General features: G+C 63.3%; 20 protein-coding genes. 12 read left to right on the top strand and 8 right to left on the bottom strand.

Annotated features, from left to right (window positions below):
- Positions 1-139: 139 nt before the first annotated feature.
- Both pdhA and OO12_RS14600 read left to right on the top strand, forming a co-directional pair.
- Positions 140-1,198 carry a pyruvate dehydrogenase (acetyl-transferring) E1 component subunit alpha gene (gene pdhA / locus OO12_RS14595; RefSeq protein ID WP_034159448.1) on the top strand — a complete coding sequence of 353 codons (1,059 nt, stop codon included), beginning with the start codon at positions 140-142 and terminating at the stop codon, positions 1,196-1,198.
- Positions 1,198-2,595 (top strand): pyruvate dehydrogenase complex E1 component subunit beta, encoded by a 1,398-nt coding sequence (locus OO12_RS14600; RefSeq protein ID WP_034159449.1) that lies wholly within the window; start codon positions 1,198-1,200, stop codon positions 2,593-2,595. Before pdhA ends, OO12_RS14600 begins: the two co-directional genes overlap by 1 nt.
- 271 nt (positions 2,596-2,866) lie before the next feature.
- Here OO12_RS14600 and OO12_RS14605 read toward each other — a convergent pair whose 3' ends face one another.
- The 3 genes from OO12_RS14605 to OO12_RS14615 are packed head-to-tail and all read right to left on the bottom strand — an operon-like array spanning position 2,867 to position 6,203.
- The gene (locus tag OO12_RS14605; RefSeq protein ID WP_034159450.1) at positions 2,867-3,556 is read right to left on the bottom strand and encodes a TadE/TadG family type IV pilus assembly protein; all 690 of its coding nucleotides are present in this window, start codon (positions 3,554-3,556) and stop codon (positions 2,867-2,869) included.
- Positions 3,553-4,185, bottom strand: a complete 633-nt coding sequence (locus OO12_RS14610) for a TadE/TadG family type IV pilus assembly protein (RefSeq protein WP_034159486.1) — start codon at positions 4,183-4,185, stop codon at positions 3,553-3,555. The genes OO12_RS14605 and OO12_RS14610 overlap by 4 nt, the downstream gene beginning before the upstream one ends.
- Positions 4,186-4,208: 23 nt before the next feature.
- On the bottom strand, positions 4,209-6,203 hold the full coding sequence (locus tag OO12_RS14615; RefSeq protein ID WP_034159451.1) for a TadE/TadG family type IV pilus assembly protein: 1,995 nt from the start codon (positions 6,201-6,203) through the stop codon (positions 4,209-4,211).
- A gap of 120 nt (positions 6,204-6,323) precedes the next feature.
- On the opposite strand from OO12_RS14615, the gene OO12_RS14620 reads away from it, so the two are divergent.
- A complete protein-coding gene (locus OO12_RS14620) occupies positions 6,324-6,983 on the top strand; it encodes a squalene/phytoene synthase family protein (RefSeq protein WP_034159487.1) in 660 nt (219 codons plus the stop codon).
- Between the two features lie 60 nt (positions 6,984-7,043).
- Positions 7,044-7,514, top strand: coding sequence for an EF-hand domain-containing protein (locus OO12_RS14625; protein ID WP_034159452.1), 471 nt, complete (start codon positions 7,044-7,046; stop codon positions 7,512-7,514).
- A 74-nt stretch (positions 7,515-7,588) separates the two neighbouring features.
- Here OO12_RS14625 and trmFO read toward each other — a convergent pair whose 3' ends face one another.
- Positions 7,589-8,923 (bottom strand): methylenetetrahydrofolate--tRNA-(uracil(54)-C(5))-methyltransferase (FADH(2)-oxidizing) TrmFO, encoded by a 1,335-nt coding sequence (gene trmFO, locus OO12_RS14630; protein WP_034159488.1) that lies wholly within the window; start codon positions 8,921-8,923, stop codon positions 7,589-7,591.
- Between the two features lie 156 nt (positions 8,924-9,079).
- Here trmFO and OO12_RS14635 point away from each other — a divergent pair, with 156 nt between their 5' ends.
- Positions 9,080-10,168, top strand: a complete 1,089-nt coding sequence (locus OO12_RS14635; protein WP_034159453.1) for a hypothetical protein — start codon at positions 9,080-9,082, stop codon at positions 10,166-10,168.
- Positions 10,169-10,269: 101 nt separating this feature from the next.
- Entirely contained in the window at positions 10,270-10,611 is a 342-nt protein-coding gene (locus OO12_RS14640; RefSeq protein ID WP_034159454.1) for a gamma-glutamylcyclotransferase family protein, read from the top strand.
- A gap of 13 nt (positions 10,612-10,624) precedes the next feature.
- Here OO12_RS14640 and OO12_RS14645 read toward each other — a convergent pair whose 3' ends face one another.
- From OO12_RS14645 to OO12_RS14660, 4 genes are all read right to left on the bottom strand, one after another.
- Positions 10,625-11,068 (bottom strand): hypothetical protein, encoded by a 444-nt coding sequence (locus OO12_RS14645; protein WP_152616444.1) that lies wholly within the window; start codon positions 11,066-11,068, stop codon positions 10,625-10,627.
- Between the two features lie 40 nt (positions 11,069-11,108).
- A complete protein-coding gene (locus OO12_RS14650) occupies positions 11,109-11,504 on the bottom strand; it encodes a hypothetical protein (RefSeq protein WP_152616445.1) in 396 nt (131 codons plus the stop codon).
- A 126-nt stretch (positions 11,505-11,630) separates the two neighbouring features.
- Positions 11,631-12,011, bottom strand: coding sequence for a hypothetical protein (locus tag OO12_RS14655; protein ID WP_034159457.1), 381 nt, complete (start codon positions 12,009-12,011; stop codon positions 11,631-11,633).
- Positions 12,012-12,099: 88 nt separating this feature from the next.
- Entirely contained in the window at positions 12,100-12,642 is a 543-nt protein-coding gene (locus tag OO12_RS14660; protein ID WP_034159458.1) for a GbsR/MarR family transcriptional regulator, read from the bottom strand.
- Positions 12,643-13,063: 421 nt separating this feature from the next.
- On the opposite strand from OO12_RS14660, the gene OO12_RS14670 reads away from it, so the two are divergent.
- From OO12_RS14670 to OO12_RS14695, 6 genes are all read left to right on the top strand, one after another.
- Positions 13,064-14,128: an aspartate-semialdehyde dehydrogenase gene (locus tag OO12_RS14670; RefSeq protein ID WP_052215896.1), complete on the top strand. Its 1,065-nt coding sequence runs from the start codon at positions 13,064-13,066 to the stop codon at positions 14,126-14,128.
- A 113-nt stretch (positions 14,129-14,241) separates the two neighbouring features.
- Positions 14,242-14,631 (top strand): VOC family protein, encoded by a 390-nt coding sequence (locus OO12_RS14675; RefSeq protein ID WP_034159460.1) that lies wholly within the window; start codon positions 14,242-14,244, stop codon positions 14,629-14,631.
- A gap of 67 nt (positions 14,632-14,698) precedes the next feature.
- Positions 14,699-15,340 (top strand): lysoplasmalogenase, encoded by a 642-nt coding sequence (locus tag OO12_RS14680; RefSeq protein ID WP_034159461.1) that lies wholly within the window; start codon positions 14,699-14,701, stop codon positions 15,338-15,340.
- The gene (locus OO12_RS14685) at positions 15,337-15,768 is read left to right on the top strand and encodes a DUF488 domain-containing protein (RefSeq protein ID WP_034159462.1); all 432 of its coding nucleotides are present in this window, start codon (positions 15,337-15,339) and stop codon (positions 15,766-15,768) included. The genes OO12_RS14680 and OO12_RS14685 overlap by 4 nt, the downstream gene beginning before the upstream one ends.
- A complete protein-coding gene (locus tag OO12_RS14690; RefSeq protein WP_034159463.1) occupies positions 15,765-16,916 on the top strand; it encodes an AAA family ATPase in 1,152 nt (383 codons plus the stop codon). The genes OO12_RS14685 and OO12_RS14690 overlap by 4 nt, the downstream gene beginning before the upstream one ends.
- Positions 16,917-16,966: 50 nt before the next feature.
- Positions 16,967-17,905 (top strand): alpha/beta hydrolase family protein, encoded by a 939-nt coding sequence (locus OO12_RS14695; protein ID WP_034159490.1) that lies wholly within the window; start codon positions 16,967-16,969, stop codon positions 17,903-17,905.
- Positions 17,906-18,416 lie beyond the last annotated feature (511 nt).

Genomic DNA, 18,416 nt, shown 5'->3' on the forward strand with positions numbered 1-18,416 from the left:
GGCATGAGGATCGCGGCGGGGCAATCGCCGATTGCTTGGGAGCCGCAAACTTCGCCTGTTTCCCCAGACGATTGATGTCCAGCCCGAAAGCGGCTTATAGGCACCGCTTCCTCCCCTACGGAAACGAGGTTTTCCCATCGTGGCAAAAGCCCCCGCCGCCCACAAACCAGCCGCTCGCAAAGCTGAACCGCCGACGCCCAACCGCGAACGCCCCGAAGAGCCCTCGCTCTACAAGGCGTCGAAGGACGAGCTGCTCGAATTCTACAAGCAGATGCTGCTGATCCGCCGTTTCGAAGAGAAAGCCGGGCAGCTTTATGGACTCGGCCTGATCGGTGGCTTCTGCCACCTCTATATCGGCCAGGAAGCCGTTGCGGTCGGGTTGCAGTCGGCGCTGTCCGACAAGGACAGCGTGATCACCGGCTATCGCGACCATGGCCATATGCTGTTGTGCGGCATTCCGCCCAAGGACGTGATGGCGGAGCTGACCGGGCGTCAGGCCGGCATTTCCAAGGGCAAGGGCGGCTCGATGCACATGTTCAGCGTCGAGCATAAATTCTATGGCGGCCACGGCATTGTCGGCGCGCAGGTGTCGCTCGGCACCGGCCTTGGCTTCAGCCACAAATACAAGGGCGATGGTGGCGTGTGCCTCGCCTATTTCGGCGATGGCGCGTCGAATCAGGGCCAGGTTTACGAGAGCTTCAATATGGCCGAGCTGTGGAAGCTGCCGGTCATTTATGTGATCGAGAACAACCAATATGCGATGGGCACCAGCGTCAACCGCTCCTCGGCGGAAGACCAGCTTTATCGCCGTGGTGAAAGCTTCCGCATTCCCGGCATTCAGGTTGACGGCATGGACGTGCTCGCGGCGCGTGGCGCGGCGGAAGAGGCTTTGGCCTGGGTCCGTGCCGGCAAGGGGCCGATCATCCTCGAGATGAAGACTTATCGCTATCGCGGCCATTCCATGTCCGACCCGGCCAAGTATCGCAGCCGCGACGAGGTCCAGGCGGTGCGCGACAAGTCCGACCCGATCGACCATTGCAAGAAGCTGCTCGAAGTGGAGGGCGTCAAGGAGGACGAGTTCAAGAAGATCGAGCAGGAGATTCGCAAGGTCGTCAACGAAGCCGCCGACTTCGCCGAAAGCGCGCCCGAACCGGAGCCCGCCGAACTCTATACCGACGTGCTGGTGGAAACCTACTGATGCCGATTGAAATCAAGATGCCCGCGCTTTCCCCGACGATGGAGGAAGGCACGCTCGCCAAATGGCTCGTCAAGGAAGGCGATACCGTCAAGTCCGGCGACATCATGGCCGAGATCGAGACCGACAAGGCGACGATGGAATTCGAAGCGGTCGACGAAGGCACGATCGGCAAGATCCTGATCGCCGAGGGCACCGACAATGTGAAGGTCGGCACGGTCATCGCGACGCTGAACGCCGAAGGCGAGGAAGCGTCCACGCCGGCCAAGGCCGAAGCACCGGCCGAGCCCAAGGTGGAGAAGGCTGAGGAAGCCAAGCCGACGCCCGCGGCCGACAAGGAAAAGGCGCCGACCGCGTCAGAGCGGATGGAAACCAAGGCGCCGTCGCCTGAGCCCGAGGTTCCCGCGGGCACTGAGCTGGTCAAGCTCACGCTGCGCGAAGCGCTGCGCGATGCGATGGCCGAGGAAATGCGCCGCGACGACCGCGTGTTCCTGATGGGCGAGGAAGTCGCGCAATATCAGGGCGCGTACAAGGTCAGCCAGGGCTTGCTCGAAGAGTTCGGTGACAAGCGCGTGATCGACACGCCGATCACCGAATATGGCTTTGCCGGTGTCGGCACCGGCGCCGCGATGGGCGGCCTGCGCCCGATCGTTGAGTTCATGACCTTCAACTTCGCGATGCAGGCGATCGATCATATCGTGAATTCGGCCGCCAAGACCAATTACATGTCGGGCGGCCAGATGCGCTGCCCGATCGTGTTTCGCGGTCCCAATGGGGCGGCGAGCCGGGTCGGCGCGCAGCACAGCCAGAATTATGGACCATGGTACGCCAGCGTCCCCGGCCTGATTGTCATCGCGCCTTATGACGCGGCAGACGCCAAGGGCCTGATGAAGGCCGCGATCCGTAGCGAGGACCCCGTCGTCTTCCTTGAAAACGAACTGCTTTACGGTCGTACCTTCGAAGTTCCGAAGCTCGATGATTACGTCCTGCCGATCGGCAAGGCGCGGATCATGCGCGAAGGCAAGGACGTGACGATCGTCAGCTATTCGATCGGTGTCGGCCTGGCGCTCGATGCCGCCGAGGAACTGGCCAGTCAGGGGATCGACGCGGAAGTCATCGATTTGCGCACCTTGCGTCCGCTCGACAAGCAGACGGTGCTCAAGAGCCTGAAGAAGACCAACCGTCTGGTCGTGGCCGAAGAGGGCTGGGCGACATGCTCGATCGCGTCGGAGATCGTCGCGATCTGCATGGAGGAAGGGTTCGACGATCTCGACGCCCCGGTGTTGCGCGTCGCCAATGAGGATGTGCCGCTGCCCTATGCAGCAAATCTGGAAAAGCTTGCGCTGCTCAGCGCGGCGAAGATTGTCGAGACGGTGAAGAAGGTGACGTACCGCAGCTAAAGGCTGATGTCAGGTGATGCTCGGTACCCTGAAGGGGCCGGGCATCGATCCTGGATCAACCCGGCTCGATTTGCGTTAGAGCAGCGTCGGGTTGTGCGGAATTACCCTTCCCCGTTCGGGCTGAGCTTGTCGAAGCCCCGTTCTTTCTTGCAGCACAGGCAGTCGGAGAAGAACGGCCCCATTCGACTGCCTGCCAAGGCAGGCGCTCAGGACAGGCTTCGACAAGCTCAGGGCGAACGGAAGCGGTGGATCCACCCAGCTCGAAACCGTTCTAGCAGGTCGACGCCGTCACGCCGTCCACCTTGTACACGCCGTTCGGGTGCACGTTGGTGGTCGAGCTATCGTCGGTCATGTCACGCCGGTCGCGGACCGACATCGAGGCGACTTCGATGAGGTTGCTGGTCGGTGCAAGCGAGCCTCGCCCGACCAGCGGCACATATTCGTAATAGACTTCGACGAACATCGTGGCGTTGTTGGGTTGAGTCGTCACGAGACGCCCGGTTGGCCCCATGCCGTCCATGTTCGATCCGTTCGCCTGGCCGGCGGTGCCGTAAGATGAGCCGTGACTGGTCATCGCGCCGCGGCAGCGCTGCCAGCGTATCTTGAACTTGCCGGTGTTGACGGGGTCGACTTCGAGACTCGAAACGATGACCCGGCCCTGAGTATACAGGTTCAGCTCACCGGCCTGGAGGCCGGCGCCGGTCAGCAGATCGTTGATATCGAGCTCCGAAATCTTCTTGGCCGAAAGCTGGCTGCCGGCACCCATGCGCGCGGCGTTGTCGGCCAGATGCAGCGCGAGCTGGCTGATCCGCATCTTTGTCGTGATATAGTTGGTCAGCTCCGCGCCGGTCAGGCCCATCATCAGGAAGATCGGCAGCACAAAGGCGAATTCGAGCAGGGCAAGGCCACTCCTGTCCTGGCGCAGCCGGGTGAAGCGCGGGAGAAAGCGGTATCTTTTCACGGGCAGTTCCTGGTGACAGGCGCGCCATAGCTTCCCTGTTCGCTATAGGGCTGGTTCTCCAGCACGGTCGATGCCGTGATCTTGGTGACCTTCATCGCGTCGCGCGACGCGGCATCGGTCGCAAGGAAATTGTAAAGCGGGAAGAAGCGCGGATAGCTCACGACCACGGTGTAGAGCACGCGATCCTTGGCGCCGCCCTGACCGTCATTGCCGCCGTCGCTGTCCCATTTGTTGTTATTGTTGGCATCGATATAAGGCTCGCCAGGCGTCCCGCCGGAGGGCGGATCACATGTCCCATTGCCGTTGGTATCGGTCCAGGTTTCCGCCTTCGCCGCCGCTGCGTCGCTGAAGGTGCGGTAGTAGCGACGCGTGAAGGTCATGGTCGCGTTGTTGGCGACCGCGTTGACCGAAGTACGCACCTTGTTGTCGAGTGCGGTTTGTTGCGCGGATGCCGTCCCGGACTCCAGCGCGGAATCGCGCGCGACCTTCTGGATGATGCCCTGCAGCACCGAGCGCATGTAGAGCGAGTGCGCGGTATCGAATATGCCGAGCAGCAACAGGCAGAGCACCGGCGCGACGATGGCGAATTCGACGACCGCCGAGCCGCGCCGATCCGAAAGGAGCGGCACGGATTCGGGAAGCGATTTGCGGATCACCGGGTCAGCCTCAGCTGCGAAATCTGACTGGCGATGTCGGCGAAGGTGTTTTGCAAGGTCGCGGAGTTGCGCGCGGTGAAATAGCGGCCAGGGGTCGCACAGTTCGACAGCCGGGTTTCGGTGTCGGTGTTCGAGCCGCTCCCGAACGAAATCACCCAAAGCGTGATGTTCTTGTTCTTGACCGCGGCGCACAATCCCTCGAGCCGGGAGTTCACCTGGCTGTTGAGGCTGGGCATGCCGCCATTGATGCCGTTACAATCGGAAGCCGAACCGACGCTGTCGGTCGTCCGGCGATCCCAGAAGGCCACGCCATAGGCCGTGTAATCGCAGGTTTGCGAAACGGCATCACCGTCGGTCATGAAGATCATGTGCCGTTCGATGTCGGCGCCACCGGTGGTGCCGTTATAGGGCAGCGTGAATTCATTCTCCGACCGGAAGATGCCGGTCGGCGACATCAGCCGCGCACCCCAGAGCATGCCGATATCGTGATAGGTGTTGCCGGCGGCGACCAGGCTGTCGACATAATCGTCGAAATCATTGGCGTTGGTCCAGCGCTGCAGCTTCTTGGCCGGCGCCGGGCAGTAAGCGGAAACGCCGTTGTAGTAATCGGTCGTCGTGCCGAGGACGTTGGCGCGATCCGCCTGGCTGTAGGCCGAGGTTATCGCGCGCATATAGACCACATCGGGCAAGGCCGGACCCCATTGCGTCGTCGCATCGGTCACCGACGGCGGGGAGTCGATGTCGAGATCCTTCGCGCCGCTCGGGATTGGATTGTAGTTGGTCGCCTGAACCGTCTGGCGCTCCTCGATGCAACCGTTCCAGCTGATCGTCCGATTGGTGCCGTTCGCGCCGATCGGCACGGAGAGGCTGGTGTTCCAATTGCTGTCGCCAGCCTTCAATCCGCGGATATCGATTGGCGCCGCCTTGTAATCCCAGCTTGCGAACTGCGGCACATAAGTGGTCGTCGTATCGGTCCGCTGCCGGCGACAGCTCCGCGCCGAGCCGCTGGTATCGGGCGCGCCGCTCCAACTCCATTCGCCAGTGCTGCCGCCGCTCGTCGCGTCGCCGTCGTTCGGGAAGCTCGAAACGACGGTGGCCGTGGGCGCTGGGCCGCCAGAATTGGTCGGGGTTGGCGTGAAACCCGAAAAAGCGATGTTCTTCATATAGCTCAGGCAGTCGGTCTGCGAGATGCTGCTGCCATAGACCTGCCAATAGGGGCCATTGCTGGTGGTGCCCGGTGGCGTCCAGTTGGCGACGCGGGTCTGATAGGTCCAGCTATCGGGCATATAGGTGTTGGGCAGAAGCCTCCCGACATTGACGTTGGTCGTATAGGGCACGAAGCCGAAACGGATCTGAGTCTGATCCCCGGTGCCGCCGCTCGGCGTGCCGGTGGAGCAGGTGGCGTCGGTGTTGAGACGCGCGACGATTTCGAAGAAGCATTTCACCGCAACACGCAGGCCCTGAATCTTGGTCTGGGAATCGGTGCTGACCGCTTTCTGATCCATCGACCCGGTCGTATCGAGCACGAACATGATATCGGTGTTGGGCAAGCGCATGTCCGCGTCGCAATTGACCGACAGGGTTTCGGTGGATTTCTGGAAGATCTTCATGACCGTCATCGGCAGTGTCGCCGATGCGGAGCCTGTGACCTTGCCTGCACTTTCGGTGAAATTCGACGAGACCGAGCCGGAGCCATAGGCGCCGGTCTGATAATTGGCGGTGAAGAATTGCTGCGCGACGGCGATATCGTCGCTGCCCCACACGCCGCCGCCCATCGCCTTGCGGCCGGCGAGTGCTCCGGCGTCACAGGCATGTTGCAGTCGCGTTTTGGTGATGTACATGCGGCTGATGTCGATACCGCCGCCGACCAGCCCCGCGAGCGGGATCAATGCAGCAGCCATGATCGCCAGGGTGTTGCCCCGTACGTCGCGGGCAAGTCGGCCCAGAAAGCCACGCGCCACCACTCGCTCGATCGCTTTGATCCCCGACATCCAGCCGCCCCGCTTCGTACGTATTGGTCCCAACTACGGGCCTATGCGGTGGGAAGGGATAATCGCGTCTCAAGCGATGTGGTTAACGTTACGCTCACGATGCGGAAGGGCGGTGAGACGATGACCGATCCGGAGCGCATTCTGGCTTTATCCTACGTTCCCGCTCCACACCGGGCGGGCGTGGCGGCGCTGTTTGCGCTGGACGATACGCTCGCGGCCATCCTGCGCACCACTAGCGAGCCGATGATCGGGCAGATGCGGTTGACCTGGTGGCATGAAGCCTTGAACCGGCTGGATGGCGGCATTGCGCCGGCGCAGCCGGTGCTGGCCGCGCTGGCGACCGATGTCATTCCGCACGGGGTTTCCGGCGCCCGGCTGGCGGACATGATCGATGCCTGGGAAGTGCTGCTCGACCCCGACTTACCCGACGATGCCACGTTGGAACATTATGCGGCGCGTGGCGTCATCCTGTTCGGTGCGGCGGGAAGCCTGCTCGGCACGCCGCCGTCCGATCCGGTCGCGCCGGCTGGCAGAGGCTGGGCGCTGGCCGACCTCGCACGGCATATTCAGGATCGTGACGTCGCCCGGCGTGCGCTTGACCTGGCTCAGGGGCCGCTGGCGGCCGCGACCGCGGCGCGGTGGAGCAGGGCAGGGCGTGCGCTCGGCGCACTGGCCCATCTCGCGCGGCTCGATCTCGCGGCGCCTTTGGGTGAGTCGATCGCGCGGGGCTCGCCGCGGCGGGTGTGGCGCATCTTGATTCATCGCATCTGGGGGCGTTAGCTTCCGTTCATCCCCGCTGCGCGATAGCATTGCCGGGTTCAGGGACGGGAGAGCGGGACGATGTGGCGCTATTTGGCAGGCGGGGGGGCGGCATTGCTGCTGATCGCGGCGGGAATCGTGTTGTTCAACGGCCCCGCACGCTCGGTTTCCCCTTTGGCCGCAGTGCCGCCGCGCGTCGGGCACAGCGTCGATGACGAGGAAGCGATGCCCGATACGATCCCCGAGGCCGGGGCGAAGACGCGGGAAGAGAAGCGCTTCAATCGTTACGACAAGGATCGCAACGGGATCATCGCGCGCGACGAGTTCCTGGCGCAGCGGCGCAAGGCCTATGCCAAGCTCGATACCAATCATGACGGCCAATTGTCGTTCGACGAATGGGCGGTGAAAGCGACCGAGAAATTCGCGGCCGCGGACAAGGACAAGTCCGGGTCGATGACCGCCGCCGAATTCGCGACGACCGCGCCGAAGCGCAGGGCCAAGCCGAAGCCCGATTGTCCGACCGTTGCCGCGTCGCGTGACGAGGAAAGCTGAGGCCAGGCGCTCCCCGATGTTGGACAACAGGGAGCGCGCCATCGGGGCCGCATGTTGCGGCGAATCGATCGCCGTTATGCGGCGCGGCTGCCCGTCGCCTTGACCCATTCGCCGAGCGCGATCCGGGCGCGATCGGTGTACATCTTCTTGCGGTCAGCCTTTTTGGTGCGGCCCTCGATGGGCGGGAACAGGCCGAAATTGACGTTCATCGGCTGATAGGAATCGGCTTCGGCGCCGCCGGTAATATGGCCGAGCAAGGCGCCGAGCGCCGTCTCGACCGGCGGCGGGGCGAGCGTGTCGCCAGCCAGTTCCGCCGCCGCGAAGCGCCCGGCGAGCAGGCCGATCGCGGCGCTTTCGATATAGCCTTCGCACCCGGTAATCTGCCCGGCGAAGCGCACATTGGGACGTGCCTTCAGCCGCAGCGTCTCATCGAGCAGGATCGGCGAGCGGATGAAAGTATTGCGGTGCAGCCCGCCCAGCCGGGCAAACTCGGCATTCTCCAGACCGGGGATGGTGCGGAACAGGCGCACTTGCTCGGCATGTTTCAGCTTGGTCTGGAAGCCGACGATGTTCCACAAGGTGCCCGATGCATTGTCCTGGCGCAGCTGGACCACGGCATGCGGCCAGCGCCCGGTGCGCGGATCGTCGAGCCCGACCGGCTTCATCGGCCCGAAGCGCAATGTATCGAAGCCGCGTTCGGCCATTACCTCGATCGGCATGCAGCCCTCGAAATACGGCGTATCCATTTCCCAGTCGCGGAATGGCGTCTTCTCGCCATCGATCAGGCCCTGATGAAAGGCGGCATATTGCTCACGATCCATCGCGCAATTGATGTAATCCTTGCCTTCACCCTTGTTCCAGCGCGACTGGAACCAGGCGGTATCCATATCGATACTGTCGAAATGAACGATCGGCGCAATCGCATCGAAGAAAGCCAATGCTTCCGATCCGGTCGCCGCACCGATGCTTTCGGCAAGCCCCGCGGCAGTGAGTGGGCCGGTCGAGATGATCACCGGACCATCGGCGGGGATCGCGTCGATGCGTTCGCGCACGATGGTGATATTGGGATGCGCTTCGAGCGCAGCGGTCACCCCGGCCGAGAAGCCGTCGCGGTCGACCGCCAGCGCGGAGCCGGCCGGCACCTTGTGCGTGTCGCCCTCACGCATGATGATCGAGCCGAGCGCGCGCATCTCGGCATGGAGCAGGCCGACCGCGTTGCTGGTGGCGTCATCGGAGCGGAAGCTGTTCGAGCAGACCAGTTCGGCCAGGCCGTCGGTATGGTGCGCCGGGGTCATCTCGCCCGAGCCGCGCATTTCGGAGAGCTTTACCCGATAGCCCGCTTCGGCGAGCTGCCAGGCGGCTTCGGAACCGGCAAGACCGCCGCCGATGATCTGAATGTCATGAGTCATGCGCGTCAGATAGCGAGGCGTTCGATCAACACAAAGTTTCTTGTCCGATGGGGTCGCGAACATCGCGCTTGACGGACGGCTTGGTCCGACGAACGATTGCGGGCGATGCCGTCGACTTACCCTGAAATATTGAAGCCCCCAATTGCCGGGGACAGGGTGGTCATCCGTGAATCGCTGGCACTTCTGATCCTGTGGAGAATTCCCGGGACGCTGCTGATCATCGCATTTCTCGGCGCGTGGTTTGCCATGGCCGGTCAATCGGGCGGGCAGGCCAGTGTCTGGCATTTCGGCCGGCGCTACGCAGTGGCGCCTGAGCCCGCGCGCATCGCATTCCTGGCGATTGGCGCATGTATCGCCCTCATCTTCCTCATCGGCTTCATCCGGGGCCTGTACTTTGCCGCCGGCAAGTCGATCGTCATTGCTCCGGATGGGGTTGGCGTCACCTTTGGCGCGCAGCATCGCCGCCTGTTCTCCTGGGCCTTGAGCGGGATCCGGGTGAACCGCCTGATGATCGGCGCCAGGATCCGGGTGAGTGACGACACACCGCCATTCGTCGTTTCAGTGGCCGAAGCGCAACGAGCGATTCGTGCGCTGGATCGCCTCGGTGTGACGGTGCGCACCGACGCATCCTTTCCCGTGCATCGTGATCAGACTGGCCTGTTGCCGGCCGAGGCGATCATCTGGGAGGGTCGGCCCGGCCTTTTGACGTTCATGCGGTCCGACGGATGGGTCGCCGTTCTGGCCGTGCCGCTGCCGCTGATCTTTGTCCGATGGTTGTGGTGGATCTGGACCGAGCCGGGCTGGGCGGTGAGCAGCCGGTTTTTCTGGAGCTTTTTCGCACTCATGCTCGTCGGCAATGTCGCGATTGGACTCGTCGCGATGATCGTGGGACATTTTGACGAATGGTTTCGCGAACTCGCCGGAACGATCGCCGTCACCGACAGGCGGATAATCTGGCGCGCGCCGCGTGGCGGAGACGTGTACCGCGAGATCCAGGGCAACGACATTCTGGCCGGCGCACTTGTCGAGAATAATGGCCGCCGAGGCTGGATCGGGCTGTCCATTAGCGACGAGGAAGGTGAGGTGAGGGAGATCGACCTCCGAGGGTTGCCCCATCCCGACAACGCGATCGCGGCGATCGAGGCGCTGATGCGCTCCGGGGATGGCGTCGGCGATGATCCCGGACAGCATGATGCGTTCGACCTTGATCGGGATACGAAAAATAGCGGTAAATCTCCGGATTGATTCCGCGCTGCCGGGACCCGTCGCCGCGGGTCGCGCCTCTCCCTCGCGCCTCTGAGACAGCGTTTGTTGATGGAGCGCGACGGCGGCGCTAGGCAGTCCCCATGAGTGTCGATCACCGCCTCGCAGTTTATGGAACGCTCGCACCCGGCAAGCCCAATCATCACCAGCTTGCCCATCTGAACGGGGAGTGGCGGGCTGGGAAGGTCAGAGGCACTCTGGTGGAGAAGGGGTGGGGCGCAGCGCTTGGATATCCGGTGCTGATGCTGGCGGAGGATGGCGACGACATCTCGGTCCAGCTCTTCGTGTCGCCGGACTTGCCGGCTCATTGGGCGCGGCTCGATGCATTCGAGGGAAGCGAGTATCGGCGCGTCCAGGTCGGGGTCGAGACGGCCGAGGGCTTGCTGGAGGCATGGATCTATATCGACGCGGATCAGCGCGGTTAGCGTCCGCTTGTCGTTACCGATCGGCGGCCAGCGGACATTCCTCCCAGTGAACGCCGCAGCGGCAGAGTAGCGCGCACATTGTGCCGGCAAAAGCGAAACTGAAGCCGGCGACCGCGCTATCCTGGCCGACGTCGATCAGCGCGAAGGGCATTCCAGCGGCAAGGCCTCCGGCCAATGCCCAGGCGACGGGCAAGCGCATCGCGATGTTATGTCGCCCAAGCCTTTGCATGATGCAGGTGCCAAGCACATTGGGAATGCCCGAAATCAAGGCCCCGGCCAAGATCGTCATGACCATGCCGGCGACGATGCTGGGGCTCGCATCCGACAGGCCGGGCGGCAGGATTACGGCATCCATGTCGGCAGACCAGGTGCCGAGCAGAAGCCCGATCACAAAGATCGGACCGGCTGACACCGTCGCTGTGATAAGTCCGGCACCCGGTGATGTCCTGCTGTACATCGTCATTCTCCCACTGAACGGACCGGAAGCGGTATGGTCGTTACCGACCAAGAGCTGGCGGACATTCTTCCCAGCTGACGCCGCGGCGGCAAAGCAGCGCACACACGGTGCCGGTGATCGCAAGCGCGATTCCGGGGATGGAGACGATACCATCGGGTTCAGCGAGCCCGATGACGACCGCCATCGATAATGCGCCGGCCAATCCCCAACTGACCGGCAATTGCATGCCCGGGTTATGGCTGCCCAGCCACATCATCGCCCTGAGCCCGATAAGGTTCGGCAGGATGGAGAAGAGCGCGCCGCCGGCGATACAGAACATCGCCAGCGGCAGGAGTGCGGCGATCCAGTTCCAGTCGTCCGGCAACTGCACAGGCGCATTCATGTCCGTCGACCAGGTGACGATGCCCAGGCTGATCACGTAGATCGGACCGGCCAAAAGAGTCGCCTGCGCAAAACCGTGATAGCTTGTCGCCGAACGATGACGAATGGGCATCATCACTCTCCAGATCTGAGGGGGCGGGGCGGCAAGATCGCCCCGCCCGAACTGCTCATCCCGAATTGCTCATGCGGGCTGTTGCGCGCCATTCCCCGGTTCGTTCAGCCAGCCATTCACCTTGCGGCCGAACTGCGCGATCGCGCCCATGTTGAAGAAGTGCATCGCGCCCAGCACCACGACCGCGAGGCCGACCTTGCCGCTGAGGAAGCGGATCGCGCCGGTCAGCGTGGTCGGTTCGTTGCCGAGGCTGAGCGTCAGGGTGATGAAGCCGATATTGATGAGGTAGAAGCCGACCACCAGCAAATGGTTGGTGGATCGCGCCAGCACTTCATTCTGGCCGAAGCACTGGATCAGGAACACGACGCCATTTTTCGATAAGGTGCGCGCGACCCAGATGGTGATGGCGATCGTGATGACGAGGTACAGAGCATAGATTGTCTCGACCATGGTTCGTTCCTTTCTCGTATCTGAAGTTTCTGTAATTTAAGAAATATCCGGGCGCGCTTATGGGGGGAGAGGAGGCATGATTGTCTCCTCAGTCCTTGGATTTGCCGGGAATGAACCGAGCGACCTTGCCGCCGAGCTTCATCAGCGTGACCAAAGTCGGTTTGGGCAGGACGCGGACCTGTTCGTACCAGGTCCCGAGCGTCGAGAGGAATTCATGCATCCGGGTGATGCGCTCGCGGACATGGTCTGGCGCCTTGCCGTCGGCCTTCAGTCGTTCGGATAATTGGCCCATCAGCGCGATCGTCGGGTCGATCTCGCGCCGCTTGCGTTCAGCGGCGATGCGCATGAGCATTTCCCATAAATCGGTCTCGGCGGTGAAATGGTCGCGCCTGTCGCCCTCGACATGGACGCGGCGGACGATGCCATAGCCCTGCAATTCCTTGAGCGCGGTCGAGACGTTTGAGCGGGCCAGCACCAATGTCTCGACGATCTCCTCGGCGTGCATCGGGCGGTCGGACAGATAGAGCAATGCGTGGATCTGCGCGACCGAGCGATTGACGCCCCAATGCGTGCCCATCTCTCCCCAATGCAGGATGAAGGCCTTGACGTCGGGATGCTCGCTTATCTGCATGTGTCTTTCATTTCTGTTATTTCAGAAATACAGGATGTGAGCGGGTGGGTCAAGGGGCGGCTGGATTGGAAGAACCGACCTTCTTTAAACCGTCATCCCCGCGAAAGCGGGGATCCCGCTACCTTGCCCCACACCCAGAAGAAGAAGCGGGATCCCCGCTTTCGCGGGGATGACGGTTGCGAAAGGATATCGATCTCCCACTCTGGCCACGCCGTTGTTGCCTTATTCACGTTCGCCTGATAGCCGGCGCCTATGTCGATGATGATCAACACCATGAGCATTACCAAAACGACCGCGAAAGCGGGCGTTCTCTGGTGCGCGTGGTGATCCCCACGACATAGCAACAGAGACCCCGCCGGGAACGGACGGGGTCGCAAACCAGCAGCCAACGCCGTCCTCCCGCATCAAGGAAGGAAGCGTTATGCCGAACGAACTACCCAATTCCACCCTGGTCCAACCGGTCGCCGACTCCGTCGGTGTGCCGGTGATCGCGATCGTCGGCGCGACCGGCGCGGTCGGCATCGAGCTGATGCACTGTCTCGAAAAGCGCGATTTTCCCGTTGGCTCGCTGCGCTTGCTGGCGTCGGCGCGATCGGCCGGGCGCAGCCTGGCGTACGGTATTCATGCGGTACAGGTCGAGGAACTGCGCGACGACAGTTTCGCGGGTGTCGATGTCGCGCTGTTCTCGGCCGGCGCCTCGATCTCGCGCCGTTATGCGCCGATTGCGGTCGCCGCGGGGGCGATGGTGGTCGATAACAGCTCGGCGTTCCGCATGGACGCCGATGTCCCGCTGGTCGTGCCCGAGGTCAATGGCGCCACGCTTGCCGGGCATCGCGGCATCGTCGCCAATCCAAATTGCGTCGCGGCGATCATGACCATGGCGCTGGCGCCGCTGCATCGCGCCGTGCCGATCCGGCGCGTGCATGCGGCGACCTATCAATCCGCATCGGGCGCGGGTGCGGCAGCGATGGAGGAATTGCGGCAGGCGACCGCCGCACATCTCGACGGGCTTCCGTTTGAACATAAGGTGCTGCCGCATCCCTATGCCTTCAACCTGTTCAGCCATAATGCCGATGTCGATGGCGAGAGCGGCTATAATGGCGAGGAGTTGAAGGCCGTCGCGGAGACCCGGCGGATTCTCGATACCCCGGATCTGCCGATCGGCATTACCTGCGTTCGGGTGCCGGTGCTGCGCGCGCACTCGATCGCGCTTAGCGTCGAGTTCGAGCGTCAGGTTTCACCGGACGAAGCGCGCGCATGGCTGGCCGCCGCGCCGGGCGTTCGCGTGGTGGATGACCGTGCCGCCAATCATTTCCCGATGCCGTCGGAAGCAAGTGGTGTCGACGACGTGCTGGTCGGGCGGATTCGCACTGACCTGGGCGATCCGTCCGGGCGGTCGATCGCGTTGTTCGTGTCGGGCGACCAGTTGCTGAAGGGCGCGGCGCTGAACGCGGTGCAGATATTGGAGCGCTTGCTGGGGCGCTGATCCTCTTTGCCCATGTCGCATGGCGCGGCCCGTCAAGGGTTCGCCATGCGACATAAACCGATGGGCGATCATGTGCGCTATGCTTCACCTTGGATCCAGCAAGGGAGAGCAGCATGATCGACCATATCGGCCTCGCCGTAACCGACATTGCCCGGTCGCGGGCCTTTTACGAGGCGGCGCTAGCCCCGCTCGGCATCCGCACCATCGAGGTGATCGACCCGAGCCAGACCGAAAGCGGCGGCACGGCGGTGATGATGGGCGATGACGAGATATTTTTCGTCATCGCCGACAATGAAGCGGTCGGGGAGGGGACGCATGTCGCGTTTCGCGCAGCTTCCCGCGACGAGGTCGATGCCTTTCATGCCGCCGCCATGGCTGCCGGCGGGCGCGACAACGGCGCGCCGGGGATCCGGCAGCGATATCATCCCGATTATTATGCCGCGTTCGTCCATGACCCCGATGGCATCAATGTCGAGGTGGTGTGCCATCTGCCCGAGGGTTGACGCGGCGGCGGGACCGGCAGACGACGGAGTGGGCTGACAGCGGCGCGTGATGCGATACAAGGTGATCATGTCGAACCGCCTTCTTTTCACCGCCGCGCTCATCGCCGGGACAAGCTATTATTTCGTCGATCATGTCCTGGCGCCCGGGACTGCGGCGATCGTCTGGAAAGGCGCGGGCGTCGGCCTGCTCGCCTTATGGGCGGCGACACAGGCGCGCGATCGTGCCGGCTGGCTGATCACTGTGGTGCTGGCGCTCGGCGCGCTGGGCGATGTGCTGCTTGAAACCTCGGGACTGACGGTCGGCGCGCTGGCATTCCTGGCCGGTCATCTCGTTGCGGTCGCTCTGTATCTCACGCATCGCCGCGCGACCGGTGCCACGGATTGGGCGGTCGCAGCGGTCGTGCTGGTTGCGACACCGGTCGCGGCGTGGCTGCTGCCGACCGATCGCAGCGCGGCGCCGGGTATTGCGCTTTATGCGACCGGTCTTGGCGCGATGGCGGCGAGTGCGTGGCTCAGCCGCTTTCCCCGCACTTATGTCGGCCTTGGGGCATTGCTGTTCGTGCTTTCCGACTTGCTGATTTTCTCCCGGATCGGTCCGTTGTCGGCATCGCCCATTCCCAACTTCCTCATCTGGCCGACCTATTTCGGCGGCCAGGCGCTGATCGCCTGGGGCGTGGTCGCGGCGCTGGATCGCACGAGGCCGACATGAAGATCTTCACCATCGGCTATGAAGCCACGACGATGGGCGATTTCCTTGCCGCGCTGACCGGTGCCGGAGTCGAGCGGATAATCGATGTGCGCGCCGTGCCGCTGTCGCGGCGTCCGGGCTTTTCGAAGAATGTCCTTGCCGCGTCGCTCGCCGAAGCGGGCATCGGCTATGTCCATCTGAGGGCGCTGGGTACGCCCAAGCCAGGCCGCGATGCGGCAAAGAAGGGCGATGTCGCGACCCTGAAGGCGATCTATGCCGCACAGCTCGATCTGCCCGAAGCACAGGTCCAGGCGGCGCAGATGCTTGAACTTGCCGCCGAGAAACCCTCGGCCCTGCTGTGTTTCGAGCGCGATCCCTGCCATTGTCACCGCACCTTGCTGCTCGATGCGGTGGGCGAGGGCGCTGAGGTGGTCGACCTTTATCCGTGATCCACACGCTGGCGGTCTCCGGCTATCGCTCGCTGCGCGATGTGACCCTCGCCTTGGGCGAGGTGACCATCGTCACCGGAGCCAATGGCAGCGGCAAATCGAGCCTGTATCGGGCACTGCGCCTGTTGTCGGATGTCGCGCAAGGGCGGGTGATCGCGTCGCTTGCGGCGGAAGGCGGGCTGGCCTCGACGCTCTGGGCCGGGCCGGAGCGCTTCAGCCGGGAGATGAAAGCCGGAACGCAGCCAGTCCAGGGCGTCGTGCGTGACGGACCGGTCAGCCTGAAGCTCGGCTTTGCCGGGGACGACCTTGGTTATGCGATCGATCTCGGCCTGCCGATTCCGTCGCTGTCGCGCTTTGCCGCCGATCCCGAGATCAAGGTCGAGGCCGTGTGGAACGGGGCGGTCTTGCGGCCGGCGATGCTGGTGGCGGAACGGCGCGGACCAACCGCGCGCATTCGCGGCGAGCGTAGCGGCCAATGGCAGAACAGCCGCACGGGATTGTCGTCGTTCGACTCGATGGTCACCCAGTGCGCCGACCCAGGCGATGGCCTTGAACTGCTGATGCTCCGCGAACGGATGCGGCGCTGGCGCTTCTATGACGATTTGCGCACTGACCGCGCCGCGCCTGCGCGTCGTCCACAGGTCGGCACCTTCACGCCGGTGCTGGCCGGCGACGGCAGCGACATCGCCGCCGCGATCCAGACGATCATCGAGATCGGCGACGGTGATGCGCTGCAGGACACGGTGGGCGATGCCTTTGCCGGGGCGCGGATCAGCATCGGCGCCGATTTCGGGGTCGAGATGCATCAGCACGGGCTGTTGCGACCGATGCGCGGGGCCGAATTGTCCGACGGTACGCTGCGCTATCTGTTGCTGATGGCGGCTCTGCTGTCGCCGCGCCCGCCCGAACTGATGATCCTCAACGAGCCCGAGGCCAGCCTTCACCCCGACCTGCTGGCGCCGCTCGCGCGGTTGATCGCGCGCGCGACGCGTGATTGCCAGATCATCGTGGTGTCGCATGCCGCCGCACTGGTTGATGCGCTGGTCGAGCATGAGCTGACGCGGCAGATCGTGTTGCGCAAGGAGCTTGGCGAAACCCATGCGCAGCAACGGGATGATGCGCCGCGCTGGGCATGGCCGACGCGGTGAACCTTGGCGTGGCTAACGGGTTGTTCGCAGGGAAGAGCGAAAGGGACGACGTGCGCAAGCGGGCAATATTGGCATTGGCGGCTTTGTGCATGCCGGTCGCACTGACGGGCTGCGACGCTATTCAGGGCGCCGCGCAAGCCGCTCAGGGATTGGCGGCGGCGCGTGCCGGGTACAAGACACACCTTACCCAGCAGACCCGCGATGGCTCTCCGGCACCGCAACCACCGAAAGGCGTGCTCGACCTGATCCATTACACGTCCCCGGCTGGAAAGCTTGCCGCCTATCTCACGCCGCGTCCGACAGGCGGTGGCCGGCACCCGGCGATCATCTGGATCACCGGCGGCGACAGCAATTCGATCGGCAATGTCTGGGACAAGGCGGATCCGGAAAACGACCAGACCGCGGCAGCGTTTCGCAATGCCGGGATCGTGACGATGTACCCCTCGCTGCGTGGCGGCAACGACAATCCGGGTTATCGCGAAGGCTTTTACGGTGAAATCGATGATATAATGGCGGCTGCCGATTATCTGGCGGCGCAGGATTATGTCGATCCGCAACGCATCTATCTCGGCGGACACAGTACCGGCGGCACGACGGTCCTGCTGGCGGCTGAGGTGACCAAGCGGTTTCGTGGCGTCTTTTCCTTCGGGCCGGTCGGGGAGGCCAGCGATTATGGCGGCCAGTTCTTCTATGCCGACCTGAACGATCCGACCGAGGTCAGGCTGCGCTCGCCGATCCATTGGCTTGGCTCAGTGGCAAGCCCGGTGTTCGTCTTCGAGGGCGCGGCGCAAGGAAATGTCGACTCGCTCGATGCGCTGAGCGCTGAATCCAGCAATCCGCTGCTGCATTTCTACAAGGTGCCGGGGCGCACGCATTTCAGCATCCTGGCGCCGGTCACGGCGGTCATCGCGCGCAAGATCGTCGGCGAGGCCGCCGGCAAGGGTGCGGTGTCGTTCAGCCAGGCCGAGCTGAACACGGCGCCACGCTGATCCGAGACATGGTCGGGTTGGCCGGAATCAGCCAGGGCGGTTTTGGGGCGAATTCATCCACCACTCCCGTTCGTTTCGAGGGAAGTCGAGAAACTGTGCGCGGCCTTTGTGGCTTGTTTCTCGACTTCGCTCGAAACGAACGGTGAGGGTGTTTTCGCAAAAAGGGGCCAACACGCCCGGGAATCTCGGTAACTGTTTGATATTATAAAGAAACATGGAGGCGCGTTGCGGAAGAAGGGGCGGGAGATACGTTACATTCCGGTGTAACATATCTCCCGCCACTCCTCGTTGCGGTCCGATCACCAACGGCGATTCAATCATGACACAGGATCTGGCACCTCGTCCCATGCCGGACTTGTACCGGCTCGCTCTTTCTCGGTGTCGGAAAACAGAAATTGCCGTCGCGCCATACGCGCAGGGGCTCTGGAACGGTTTCGGGCTGAGTGATCCCCCTTCCGTTCGCCCTGAGCCTGTCGAAGGGCCGTTCTTCTTGTTCCGGCGCAAGAGCAGA

It is taken from the genome of Sphingomonas sp. ERG5 (genome assembly GCF_000803065.1).
Lineage (GTDB): Bacteria > Pseudomonadota > Alphaproteobacteria > Sphingomonadales > Sphingomonadaceae > Sphingomonas.

Excerpts from the sequence above, each read along its gene's own strand:
- OO12_RS14600 (WP_034159449.1), top strand. The coding sequence starts at position 1,198 with ATGCCGATTGAAATCAAGATGCCCGCGCTTTCCCCGACGATGGAGGAA.
- OO12_RS14615 (WP_034159451.1), bottom strand. The coding sequence starts at position 6,203 with ATGTCGGGGATCAAAGCGATCGAGCGAGTGGTGGCGCGTGGCTTTCTG.
- OO12_RS14620 (WP_034159487.1), top strand. The coding sequence starts at position 6,324 with ATGACCGATCCGGAGCGCATTCTGGCTTTATCCTACGTTCCCGCTCCA.
- OO12_RS14625 (WP_034159452.1), top strand. The coding sequence starts at position 7,044 with ATGTGGCGCTATTTGGCAGGCGGGGGGGCGGCATTGCTGCTGATCGCG.
- trmFO (WP_034159488.1), bottom strand. The coding sequence starts at position 8,923 with ATGACTCATGACATTCAGATCATCGGCGGCGGTCTTGCCGGTTCCGAA.
- OO12_RS14640 (WP_034159454.1), top strand. The coding sequence starts at position 10,270 with ATGAGTGTCGATCACCGCCTCGCAGTTTATGGAACGCTCGCACCCGGC.
- OO12_RS14645 (WP_152616444.1), bottom strand. The coding sequence starts at position 11,068 with ATGTACAGCAGGACATCACCGGGTGCCGGACTTATCACAGCGACGGTG.
- OO12_RS14655 (WP_034159457.1), bottom strand. The coding sequence starts at position 12,011 with ATGGTCGAGACAATCTATGCTCTGTACCTCGTCATCACGATCGCCATC.
- OO12_RS14660 (WP_034159458.1), bottom strand. The coding sequence starts at position 12,642 with ATGCAGATAAGCGAGCATCCCGACGTCAAGGCCTTCATCCTGCATTGG.
- OO12_RS14670 (WP_052215896.1), top strand. The coding sequence starts at position 13,064 with ATGCCGAACGAACTACCCAATTCCACCCTGGTCCAACCGGTCGCCGAC.
- OO12_RS14675 (WP_034159460.1), top strand. The coding sequence starts at position 14,242 with ATGATCGACCATATCGGCCTCGCCGTAACCGACATTGCCCGGTCGCGG.
- OO12_RS14680 (WP_034159461.1), top strand. The coding sequence starts at position 14,699 with ATGTCGAACCGCCTTCTTTTCACCGCCGCGCTCATCGCCGGGACAAGC.
- OO12_RS14685 (WP_034159462.1), top strand. The coding sequence starts at position 15,337 with ATGAAGATCTTCACCATCGGCTATGAAGCCACGACGATGGGCGATTTC.